Source organism: Companilactobacillus kimchiensis, assembly GCF_001438805.1.
Classification (GTDB): domain Bacteria; phylum Bacillota; class Bacilli; order Lactobacillales; family Lactobacillaceae; genus Companilactobacillus; species Companilactobacillus kimchiensis.
In genome coordinates, this window is record NZ_JQCF01000041.1 from 1 (window position 1) to 12,295 (window position 12,295).

The 12,295-nt window shown below is 34.0% G+C and carries 11 protein-coding genes; 5 read left to right on the forward strand and 6 right to left on the reverse strand.

Annotated elements, in window-relative coordinates:
- The first annotated feature begins 188 nt into the window (after window positions 1-188).
- From IV57_RS13525 to IV57_RS12280, 3 genes are all read left to right on the forward strand, one after another.
- The gene (locus tag IV57_RS13525; protein ID WP_083488977.1) at window positions 189-296 is read left to right on the forward strand and encodes a putative holin-like toxin; all 108 of its coding nucleotides are present in this window, start codon (window positions 189-191) and stop codon (window positions 294-296) included.
- A 401-nt stretch (window positions 297-697) separates the two neighbouring features.
- Entirely contained in the window at window positions 698-1,399 is a 702-nt protein-coding gene (locus IV57_RS12275) for a Tim44 domain-containing protein (protein WP_057881813.1), read from the forward strand.
- Between the two features lie 88 nt (window positions 1,400-1,487).
- Complete coding sequence (locus IV57_RS12280) at window positions 1,488-2,048, forward strand: PepSY domain-containing protein (protein ID WP_057881814.1); 561 nt, start codon at window positions 1,488-1,490, stop codon at window positions 2,046-2,048.
- 59 nt (window positions 2,049-2,107) lie between these two features.
- On the opposite strand, the gene IV57_RS12285 is transcribed toward IV57_RS12280, so the two are convergent.
- The 4 genes from IV57_RS12285 to IV57_RS12300 form a co-directional block, all read right to left on the reverse strand.
- Complete coding sequence (locus IV57_RS12285; protein WP_057881815.1) at window positions 2,108-2,458, reverse strand: hypothetical protein; 351 nt, start codon at window positions 2,456-2,458, stop codon at window positions 2,108-2,110.
- Window positions 2,421-2,705: a hypothetical protein gene (locus IV57_RS12290; RefSeq protein ID WP_057881816.1), complete on the reverse strand. Its 285-nt coding sequence runs from the start codon at window positions 2,703-2,705 to the stop codon at window positions 2,421-2,423. The genes IV57_RS12285 and IV57_RS12290 overlap by 38 nt, the downstream gene beginning before the upstream one ends.
- Before the next feature lie 112 nt (window positions 2,706-2,817).
- Complete coding sequence (locus IV57_RS12295; protein ID WP_057881817.1) at window positions 2,818-3,984, reverse strand: MDR family MFS transporter; 1,167 nt, start codon at window positions 3,982-3,984, stop codon at window positions 2,818-2,820.
- 96 nt (window positions 3,985-4,080) lie between these two features.
- Entirely contained in the window at window positions 4,081-4,848 is a 768-nt protein-coding gene (locus IV57_RS12300) for a hypothetical protein (RefSeq protein ID WP_057881818.1), read from the reverse strand.
- A 241-nt stretch (window positions 4,849-5,089) separates the two neighbouring features.
- Here IV57_RS12300 and IV57_RS12305 point away from each other — a divergent pair, with 241 nt between their 5' ends.
- Entirely contained in the window at window positions 5,090-7,516 is a 2,427-nt protein-coding gene (locus IV57_RS12305; protein ID WP_057881819.1) for a hypothetical protein, read from the forward strand.
- Window positions 7,517-7,586: 70 nt separating this feature from the next.
- On the opposite strand, the gene IV57_RS12310 is transcribed toward IV57_RS12305, so the two are convergent.
- Together IV57_RS12310 and IV57_RS12315 are read right to left on the reverse strand one after the other, a co-directional pair.
- Entirely contained in the window at window positions 7,587-9,803 is a 2,217-nt protein-coding gene (locus tag IV57_RS12310; RefSeq protein WP_057881820.1) for an L-type lectin family protein, read from the reverse strand.
- Window positions 9,804-10,065: 262 nt separating this feature from the next.
- Complete coding sequence (locus IV57_RS12315; protein ID WP_057881821.1) at window positions 10,066-10,704, reverse strand: GNAT family N-acetyltransferase; 639 nt, start codon at window positions 10,702-10,704, stop codon at window positions 10,066-10,068.
- A 314-nt stretch (window positions 10,705-11,018) separates the two neighbouring features.
- Here IV57_RS12315 and IV57_RS12320 point away from each other — a divergent pair, with 314 nt between their 5' ends.
- Window positions 11,019-12,200, forward strand: a complete 1,182-nt coding sequence (locus IV57_RS12320) for an MFS transporter (protein ID WP_057881822.1) — start codon at window positions 11,019-11,021, stop codon at window positions 12,198-12,200.
- Window positions 12,201-12,295: the final 95 nt, after the last annotated feature.

The window sequence follows — 12,295 nt, forward strand, 5'->3', positions numbered from 1 at the left end:
AAGTGGCTAACTTGTTCTTGTAATTTTCGAAAATAAAAAAGTCACTTATCTTATTAAGATTCCAATAAATAGCTTTCATTGATCTACCTTATATTAAATAACATTAACGATAGCAGGTTAATGACGGTGGCTACAACTTGAAAGCGGTGATGCTTATGGTTTTATTACTATAAGTTATTTATATCCTAATGAAAGGAGCAGCGTTTTTGTCTGTTTCAGACGCTTTGAATTTAATGTTAACGTTCGGCATATTCTTGATTGCCCTGTTAACTTATATTCATAGTGATAAGAAATAAGTGCAAAAAAATAACCGTCTAACTTTGGCGAGTTACGGTTATTTGATAACTTATTAAATTAATCTAACATAGCCACCGTCTTAAACGGGCTATCTTGGGGGATGTTCGAGCATCCCTCTTTTTGTACACTCATATTATAACAGGAATCACAAAGATTAATACATCAATTCGTATCAGTTTTGTGATTCAATAATTCACCAGCAACGCTTATACTTGGTTAATTTTCAGATGATTTATTAAAAATAATACTTCTAAATGTTTTAAATCAAGTTATATCTTTGCGATAACTTAGATAAAATTCTATCAAATAAATATTTGTACATTTTAGATATCTATCATTTTCACTTAAAGATATAATACAATTACCATTTTAAACTCAACTATACATTAAGGATCAAATCTTGAAAAAACTAATATTATTTATGATTATTAATCTGTCCTTACTGCTTGCTTTGACTAGTACACCAGTATTTGCCCGTGCTGGTGGCAGTATGGGTAGCAACGGTTCCTCAAGTAGTAATAGTAGTACCAATACATACAATAACGATAATTACTATCGTGGATATCATAATTACAATAATTATGGTATTAATCGTTTATCGTTGATTGACGTTGTCTTCACTGGTTTTATAGGTTTTTCCTTATTTCAATCTATTAAACGTCGACGTCAAACTAAAAAAACGCCTTCTGAAACATATGATCAATTAACACCAAAGCTTAATTCATCCTTTGAACCATTCTTCTATAAGGTGGAAGATGCGTGGACTAAAAATGATCTGGAAACCTTAAAGATATTAATGTCTCCGAATTATTATGCTAAACAAAAACGAATTATCAATGGATATATCCGGAACCACAAGATTGATCAGCTTGATGGGTTAGTAATTGTTGAGCTTCAGCAAGTTGTTACAGCTCCAGACAAAAAAATCCAAGTTATTGTCACAGCACAAGCACGTGATTATTTTCAATTTAATGATAAATCTGAAGATTATAATCAACAAGTTCAAGATGATACCAATATTGAACGTTTTACAGAAATTTGGACGTTGAAGTGGCAAAATGAAAATCATCTTCTACTCTGTAATATTCAGACCATTTCATAATTTTTCATCCTACATAAATATCATTATCTAAATATTTGACTATCTTTATTTAAATAAAATATACTTTTAATAAAGGTAGGTGAAATTGATGAAAAAGTATTTATTCAGTTTAGGCATTAGCCTCTTAACGATTTTTATATTAACCGGCTGTACATCCTCCAACTCCACAAGCAATAAGTCAAAACCATCTGGATCAACTGAATTAGTTAACAATACCAAAATTTCCGTCAATAAAGCTGCAGAAATATACCAAAAAGAGTTTTCCAATGCCAAGATGAATTCCGTTGAATTACAACAACATTTGGGAAAACCTATCTACACAATCGAGGGGTTCGATAATAAGTACGAATATGAAATGACCATCAATGCTCTCAACAAAAAAATCATTCATAAATCTCATGAAAACTTGGATCAAGATGATTTAGTGGAACTTCAAAATGAACAATTAGATTTAAGTAAAGTCATTAGTTTAAACGAGGCTGCTAAAATTGCTAAAAAATCCGCTAAAACTGGTAAGGCTACTGAATTCCAATTAAAAAAGGAACATGGTAATACTTTCTGGGAAGTTACAATCAAAAATAAATCTTCGGAAAAAGAAATAACTATCAATGCCTTGGACGGAAACATCACTAAGATTGAAAATGATTAATTAAACTCTGGACAAAAAAGGGAAATCATAATTGTGATTTCCTTTTTTTTGTTGTAATTTTATAACCCAATGCTAGGAAATAGTTTATACCCAACCTCTTTATATGATGCCATCTTATGCCATAAAGTATTTTCAGTTTCATTAAGTTTAATACCCTCATCCCGTCTCAAGTTAGCGGCTTTAGGCAAAAAGTAGAGATAAGTACCAATAAAAGCAGTCTCTTCACTCTTTTGTAATTCTATCAGTGTTTCACTAACATACTGTGCTGTTGCTGAACCACCGTGATATTTGTTGAGTGCCACGCTCAAATTTTTCAGAGCTTGAAGCAGTTCATCTTTTTTATCAGTCATAATATCAACACCATCCTCAGTTTTATAGTCCCACTCCCATAAGATTATTTCCCAAATCATTGAAAGAACGAACTTCGTGCCACAATGCTTTTTCTTTTTCCGTGAATGTAATGGAATCAGATAATTTAACAACAGGAGCTCGGTTCAAAAAATATTGCAAAGTTCCCGTGAAAGCAACTCCTTCACTTTTTTCCAATTCTACTAAAGTCTCCTCGACATACTGTGCCGTCTGAGAGTTTTTGTGTTGTTTATTCATCTCTAAACTTAAACTTTTCATAACTTTAATAACTTCATTCTTGTCTACCATCTTATCTTCACCATCCTTTACAAGACCTATTATATCGCCTTTGGATAGTGTTGAAGGATTATCTCATGAACGTTACTTTTTCCGTCTTGAATGTAAAAAAATCACGAAAATATCATTCTATATTTTTATTAAGTCTTAATTCATGATTACCACGTTTCAAGAAGAACAATGACCCCAGTAGAACACCTATCGCCAGCAAGTATAAAATATTATACGAACTATGTTCAATTATCATTCCACCAAGTAATGGTCCGATTGCTCTGGCAAAAGTAGCTGACATGCTCAGCAAGCTTTGATACCGTCCTGCTTCTGATCGTGGTGTCGATTCACTGACCAAAGCTGGAATTCCCGGATAAACTAGCATCTCTCCCAGAGTCAACAAAATCATTCCAATAACAAAGAACCAATATTGACGGGCATTTATGATCGATGCAAAAGCCACAATGAAAAAAGCGACACCCAAAGGAATTTGAATTCTTTTAAACTCCGCCCGATTTTCAATCAAACGATTAATTAATGGTAAAAAGACAACAATTACCACCGCGTTGATTGTCCACAGCAGACTGTAATTACTGACCGGTATTCCTAACGTCGTTAAATGTGCTGAGATATTACTGCTCCACTGTGAATAAGAAACCCAAGTTAATCCTAAGAATAACGCTATCAAGCCAACTCCTGGATGTAATTTATTTTTAGACTTTTTAACCATCTGTTTAGTTTTGTGCTGAGGTTTTGTTTGGTTGTTATACCAAAAAATAACTAGGATGAAAAATATGCTCAAAAATAGAAAATTGGCTACAAAAACTAATGTCATCTGAACTCCAGCAATAAAACCTCCCAAAGCAGTTCCGATTGCATTACCCAAATTGGTGCCCACGTAAATGGCATTGAACATTTTGTATCGGTCGACGTTTTCCATTTGAGCCGCGAAGGAATTAATAACAGTAAAAGCACTTCCGACTCCGAATCCTAAGATTGGTAACAGAATTGGATAAGCTGGCCAACCATGATTAAAAATCAATCCCATTAAAGCAATTAATGCTATCGCCGTGCTGGTAATAACGGTTTTATGTCCACCAATTCGATCAAACATTTTTCCACCAACATAGTTTCCCAAAAATGTCAGTAAAGAATTAAAAAATAAAACCATCCCCGCAATTGCCAATGATTTATGCAAATAATTATGGATAAAAATTGTATTGATTGGCCAAATAAAGCTGGCCCCAACTGATTCCAAAAATGCCCCTAAAATCAAAACTTTTGCTGTTACCTTTTTCACGTTATCACCCCTAAAAAAAAGACCACCAGCTTAACTGCTGGCGACCTTTGATATTATGAAGATTCTAGCATTTTAAAATAGCCTGTCAATCGGTGTTTACTTAACGACTGTCAACTCATTAAGCGTCTTACCTTCAGGTGATTTTAATTGTAACCAACCATTAGTTCCAGCAAAGTAAAGGAAAGTTCCTACTTCATTGACACTTCTTAAAGTTATATCAGAAATCAAGACATTATCTTTAATTTGAGTTTCATGTTCCTGTCGCAATCTCAAACCAAATTTAGCGGCAAAACCAATAATACCTGCTTTTGTCAAAGGGGTTTCAGCAACTAAACTGGCTCCTGACTTAATAACGAATTGATCTCGTTTGACCCAATAAACAGTTGCCTTGCTTCCATTATAATTAATTTTAAAAGGCACATCTGCCAATGACTTAGCATATTTATGACGTGGTTTAGCAACCACCTTCTTAGGTTGAACGATTTCCAAACCAAATCCTCTTAACAAAGGCAAAATCAATTTCCAATAAGCTTGATATACCTTAGTCGATTCAGCGGAAATTGTCATTTTGTAATCAACATTCAAACTATAGCCTGATTGATTTAATTCTTCAGTCAAAAAATAAAAGAAATCCGATGCAATAATATTTTCTGGCACAATAATTTCTAAGTAATTGGTAGGATCATTGATACTGTCAGCGTTACCAAAATTCATTCCGATGATATCACGATTTCTCATCATGAAAAAAATTGATTCTTCATCTACGGACTCTGGCTCCACTGAATAATAATTGATTGTTCCCAAATCATCCGCTTGGATGGTTATTTTTTTATCTGAAAATTTACCTGTGAAATTAGTTGTCATACTCTTACCTTTCAAAACCTAATTGAAATCAATAGGTAAAGTTTAACATGGGAAGAATTTTTTAAATACAAGCCTAGACAACCACAGTATAAATAATTTTAATTTCTTATTAAATCGAATAATTTAGGCGAATTTATCAAAAAAGATAATAAAATTATTTATTTGTCTCATTATATATATTTGATTTAAAATAGTATATATATAATATTATTAATCATAAATTCTGTTGGGGAGATACATTATGAGGAAGCAAACGTATTTAAAAATATTTTTTGGTATTTTTTTTACAATTTTATTAACAATTCTAGGTCCACCACAAACTATCTATGCCGATAATTCGGCCAATCCGGTTAATCCTAATACTGATGGGATTGATGATGGAGTTTCCACAACCTGGTATAAGGGATCAGTTGGTCAATCTAAACTTCTAACCTTAAATAAGGGACTTTCACTTGGATATGCCTTTGGCTTAGTAACCACTAAGGATGGGCAATACAGTACCAGTAATCAAGACGATACGGTAAACTTTGACTCTGAAAATGTAGGTGATATGAATACTTACTATTCAAAAATGAATACATTTTTAGTCGATAAATATAACAACCAGTATATTAGTTCTACATTTCAAGGAAATGTTGTTTCCACTGATGTTAGAGACCGAAAAAAGGGTGTTTCAATGACATCCCCTGACTTTATTATTACTCAGCCAGGTGTTTATGATTCTGTTTTTTCTAGAACGATGTCTGTTTTAGGTAATGGCTTTTCAAATAAAGGTTATTACTACACTGATGATAAGGATTCACCTGCCTACTTAATTGTTGGTAATTTTAATCGGGGTACTTATAACTTCACAATTGAAATTATTCTACGACCTTCCCCTACCAATAGAGCGATAATCCAAAGAGAAATGTATGTTAAAAATAATTCAGGTTCTCAACAACAATTTCAAGTCTTGTTCGGCGAAGATACCAAACTCGGAATCAACGCCAATCAAGGGGCAGACTCTGTTCCAATTTATGATCTAGGTAATAAACGTGGACTCTATATTGCCACAGGTACAAAAGATAATGGATATAAGTTATCCATTACTAATGAGATTCAAGATGGATTTCAACATTATGCCGGAATGGAAAGAAAGGGCAATTCACCTAACTGGGGTGGTATTTTCAAACCCAATGGTACTGGAGCCGAAGTCAACAATAATCCAGCTGGAACCAATATCTTAAGTACACAAGATTCGGCCTACTCATTAAGGTGGGATACAACCACTCTTCCTGCAGGAAAGACAGCCCATTTTGCTTCAACAATTGGTGAAATCCAATCACCATATTCTTTACCTATTGCATCTAAATCCTATACCAACGAAACTCGTTCCGATGGAACTAACAAAGTAGGTGATAAATTAAAATTCACTCTTCATTTGGTTAATAATGGTTATGACGCCCAATGGAATTCCAAAGAAATTGTTGATCAAGTCCCAAAGGGATTACAGGTCGATACAAGCTCAATAAAACGGACAACTAATGGCGTTCAAGTTTCCGATCCAGATCCGTCTGACTTTGACGCAACCTCAAGGAAATTAACTATTCCAATGCCCTTTCAACTGACTGATGACAAATCAGAAACAGTTACCTTTGAAGCCACCTTAACTAAAGATGCTCTCCAAAACCTAGATACCAATGGAAAGTTAACCAATAGTGCTGACTTTACTGGTTCTGACCAAATGATCTCCCCAAATGAAATTGATTCCTTCACTGCTTCAGTTAGTTTTCCTGTATCAGCTCCAAGTTATAATAACTCATTTACTAAGCAAATAAAAAACATTACTAATAATGAAGATTATAGAGATTCCACGACTGGAAAACCCGGTGATAGGATTGGTTATCAAATCATCTATAGTGTTGCCAAAAGCAGCCAAGATCATTTATTATCTGCCACCACAATAAACGATAATCTTCCTGCTGGTTTGACTTTGGACAAATCCAGTATTGAAACTAAAAGTGCTACTGGTGACTGGTACGATCAACCCTGGGGTTTAAATACTGGTACCATCAACGAGGTCGCTGCTGGTCAACAAGTAACTATGAGATTTGAGGTTGATGTAAGCTCTCCTAATGCTGGAATTCTAACTAATAATGCTTATATTACTGGCGTCAAAACATCTGGTAACGAAACTTATGATAAACAGATTTCTAATGACGCTAATCTTGAGGTTCAAAAAGTTGATGGGTTTATCCAGACACCTACATCTATTGATTTTGGTTCAACCAATATGTATGGAAAGTCCAAAACTTTAAGTAACGTCGGTACGGATGGCGAATTAATAGTAGCTCATCCTGACAATAATAATTTCAAAGTTAATGTTTCATACGATAATACTTCAACACTGTCACAAATGATCAATCAAAATGGTGATACTATTCCCACTGACAATTCTGGGTTAATTTTTATAAGGCAACGAACCAATAGCAGTAATGACGTGGGAACCTGGCAACCAATTCTTCCCACAGGTACACCTATCCAAACAAATTCCTTTGCAGGCAACCAGCAAACACTTAATTTAACTGATTATGTTGGTGTTAATGATTGGCAATTAAAATTAACACCCGCAACTAAAGAAGGATCATACAATGGAACTTTAACTTGGAGTCTTAATGAATCAGTTTAAATGCAAAATAATATATTTATAATTTCTAATAAAAATACCCAAATCACAAATATGATTTGGGTATTTTTTATTAAGACATACTATCAACGGCAGTCCAATTAACCGTAGTTGAATAAACTCCTTTAGCATTTAAACTAGCTTGTTTTAACAATACACCAGAATCTTTTCCCCATTCGGATGAAATATCAAAACTATCCGAAGCATCTCCATCTTTTGTTCCAGCGGCTATTTTCACAATATTATTATTATCAAATGACTTTTCATTACCATCTTTATCAATAAAGACCATCGAGCCATTCCAACTTCCATTGGCATTTTTTAATGGATCAGCTTGTGCTTCCAAGACCCAAGTTGAACCTTGACTACGAGTATCCTTCAAACTTAACAGCCAGTCGTTAGCCCGATGAATATATTCTTTTGGTGAAAGACTTTGAATTGATTGAAAACTACTTAATTTAGCAGCAGTAACTTGCAGTGAACCAGTTACCTTAATATTATAAGTAATTACATTAGACTTATTCATTTCAGCATCAGTTACATAGATTGATACCGTATTATCACCTTGTTTCAATTCATCTGCCGGTATCATAAACTTGATTGTATCAGCAACATCATGATTGTAATCAGACATGTTATAAGCCACACCTGTCTGATTATTTACACTAATATGAAATTTTGCACTCGTAGTATCAAGCAAATCAGAGGTTGTATAAGCAGCTTGTCCACCGATCTCAGGGTTTTCATTTGAACTAATTGTTCGGTTTAAATCATAGGTATTCTTCAAATTAATTGGTTTTGGCTGTTTAATAATAAATGACGGTGTCTGAGTATCCTTAATTAAATTAGTTCCTTTAAAACGTGAATGTGTAGTTGCAACTGTTGTTACAGCACTACTACCAGCCGTTGCCTTTCCACTAATACTTATTTTAACCGCTTTAGGACCGCCTTGATTGATATCTTTTTTCAAGGTCTGTGTAATCTTATTCGACGAAACCTTACTAATATCGACGGTTTCAGTTGAATTATCATCATAAGTTATCACAGCCGAACCTGTATCATAATTTATATTAGTTGGTAAAGTTATGTCAGTGGCAACTGACTTCCAAGCCTGAGTTCCACTTTCATGTTGCAGATCGTAGTTAACAGTTAAATTATCACCATTATGAACGATTCCATTTTCGGAAATATTTTGTCCCTGGTCATTGTCATATATTGTAGCTTTGGCACTAGCCTCCACTAATGAAGGGATTGATTCAAAGGCTACCAAGTTATTTTCACTTTGCTGTCCCGTTGAACCTGTAAAGCCCCAGATCAATTTATTGTCCCCTGGTTGTAAATTAAACTTACTTACATCAATCGGAATTGTTCTGGAAATTTCATATTGATCTGGTGTTCCATCCATATTCTTATCATCATAATTATAAGTTATACTAGGTTTTTGACCATCTTCAGCCTTATTCCAAGTAACTGTTAAATGATGCCAATTGTCGTCAGTCAATAATCTACCATTTCGATTAGTTGTTGAAACAATATCCGAATCAAAATATTCGTGATTTAAAATAGGACCATTACTATCACTCTTATACATATTAGGATCAGCAGGATATCCTGAAGCAATATGATTATTTATATTTCTATATTTTTTATTTATATCATAATCAAAATTACTATCCTTAGCACTACCCAGGTCAGCAAATGTATCAAACTCCAGAGCCCAACTATTTTGTATAGCCCGTTTAGCCAGAGTACTTGGTGTTGCTAATGGTGATTCAGTTAAATTAACACCACCCCAAACTCCCATCGATTGACCACCAACTCCAGTAGTACCATCTTTAGTAGCAAAGGCATTGATTCCATCATTCTGTAAAACAAAAGCCATTCCGTTACCGGTTTCTGTCCCGCCACCAAAATACAGCCACATTGACATTGTCTGATTCTTAGTAATATCAACATAGTTCGAGGTTGAACCATTTTCATCAGACCAAGAAGCCCCTAATTTATCAATTTCACCCACTTTGGTTATAACAGCAATTTGTGTATTGGGCTTATCGTTTTGATATTTCGTTGAATTTACATAATTAAAAGAATTAGAACTATTAGGTATTTCAGCTTTATGAAAAAGTGTATCCACATTGGAAAGTCCTTCAGGCAACTCATTGAACATGACCTCTGAAAAATTTATTCCCTTCGACCCCTCAACTTTGTTTTGAGGAATCATAACAAATAAGCACATTAGAATAACGATATTTAGAACCGTTATAGTAAACAATCTAATTTTTTTATTCATAATAAATTCCCCCTATATTACATCTCAATTGATAAAAAACTTCTTCACTAAATCGAATCATAATTATTTTTATTATTATTTCCAAAAATTGATATGTTTTTTATTATTTTCTAGATATTTTTATCCATAACTCTAAAAATATTAAGTTTCTTTAATAAAAACGTCACTCCTCCAATAATTTGCTATTCTTAATGGCGTAGGAATCAGTTGTTTTTATAAAAAAAGAGCCGTTCACATAATCGTGAACGGCTCTTTTCTTGTTCTAAATGGCCTTTGATAAGACCCAATCGTTAACATCTCCATGACTCAAGTTAACATGTTTAACTGAGCGTACTGAGAAGTTATTCTTTTTATAAAAAGTAACATTCTTTTGAGTATTAGTTTCAAGAATAATATTCTTGTAACCAATTTTTTTAACGTATGGACTAATGTGATTGTTAAGCATCTTACTACCAATTCCTTGGCCACGTAGTGATTTATCTACTGCAAGATATTCAACGACACATTTTTTCTTACCTTTAACTTTATCAAAAAGATCTTCGAATTTAAAGATATCGAATGCATTGAAACCATTGAATCCATTCATGAGGATTTCAGGTAATAGCTTGAGACCGTCCATTGTAAGATAGTCCCAGTTACTGATCTGTCGACCCTGATTAAATTCAATTAGAGCAACTGCTCTAGGCTTACCCTTTCCGTCAGCTCCAACATAAACCAAACCTTTTTTCATAAATACATTAACTTCAAGTGCAAAATACTTACGCATTAACTTATCGAACTTAGCACTAGAACGAAATTCTTGTTGGAACATGTTCTTGGTAGTTATGTATTCCTTAAATGATTCTACTAGTAAATTTATTATCTGGGGTTTATCACTGTTCAACCCGCTTCGAAAATCCAAAAATATGACCTCCTTATTAAGTCATGTTTCTATAATAGCCACTTCCATACAAATTGTCCATGATTAGTCGCTACTTATAAAATATTTATATGCCAAAAGTCAAATTTGTTATAATTTTTTAACAAAAAAGTTCGGTTAAACTATTAGACATTAATATAGAAGCATAGTATGCTTGAATTAATGTGAGATTCCAAGTTCATAACTAGCCGGTATCTGAGGATTTTTCCTTAGGATATCGGTTTTCTTATAGGCAACTACTGTCGACAGATAGTAGTTTTTTTGAACTTAAAAAATAATTCATGGGGAGGAGAATTATGGGAAAGAATAAACATTCAATCTATATTCTTGTTTTTAGTAACTTTTTGATCTGTTTGGGTATTGGTTTAGTAATTCCGGTCACGCCATTCATCAAAACTGAGTATCACTTTACAACTTCACAAATGGGAGTTATGACGTCATTATTTGCCTTTGCACAATTTGTCGCTTCACCAATAGTTGGTAAAATGTCAGATAAAATCGGTCGTAAACCAGTTATCGTTTTTGGACTCTTCACTTATATGATTTCGGAATTTATTTTTGCAGTCGCTACAACCCTACCAATTTTTAATCTTTCTCGTATTATTGGTGGATTATCAGCCGCTATGGTTATTCCAACTTCAATGGCTCTAGGTTCAGATCTTACTACTTTAAAGGACCGTGCTAAAGTCATTGGTTGGTTATCAGCTGCCTTCAGTGGTGGATTAATCTTAGGACCAGGTCTTGGTGGTATTCTGGCTGGAATCAGTTATAAGACCCCTTTCTGGGTTGCTGGTGTCTTGAGTATCACTAGTGCTATCTTTACTCAGATTTTTTTGAAAGAGAACAAAGATGTGCTTGAAGTTGAGGAACTTGAGGCTGAACAAAAGGCCAAAGAACAAGGTTCTATCAGATCAATTTTGACTTTACCAATGGTCATGTTGTTCGGAATGATTCTGGTATCATCATTTGGATTACAAGGATTTGAAAGCATCTATAGTATTTACGTTAACCAAGTTTTCAACTTCGGATTGAGTACAATTGCTTTGGTGTTAACTCTAAACGGAATTATCTCGTTGATTCTGCAAGTTGCCGCCTTCAACTGGATCATCAATAAAATCGGTGAAATGCGTTTGATCAGTATCGCCTTTTTACTCAGTGCTGTCTGTGTTTTCTGGATCACTCAAGCACATTCGAGTATTGAAGTTATCGTGGCTACTTTAGTCATCTTCTCATCATTTGACCTATTAAGACCAGCTATCACAACACTCCTAACCAAGTCTAGTCGATCCAATCAAGGACTGATCAACGGTATGAATATGTCATTGACCAGTGTTGGAAATGTTATTGGACCTTTGATGTCTGGGGCATTGATGGATTGGAACACTCATTATCCATATATCGTTGTAACAATTATTTTAGCAATTTCATATCTATTGACCTATGTTGTCAGAAGATATCCGATTGTTCAGCAAAATTAAACTTTAGATAGTAAATAAGATCCGTTTCAAATCATATAATTGCATCGGGTCCTTCTGAAGTTCGGTTAGAGCGTAAGTATACTTAACTTCCCGTC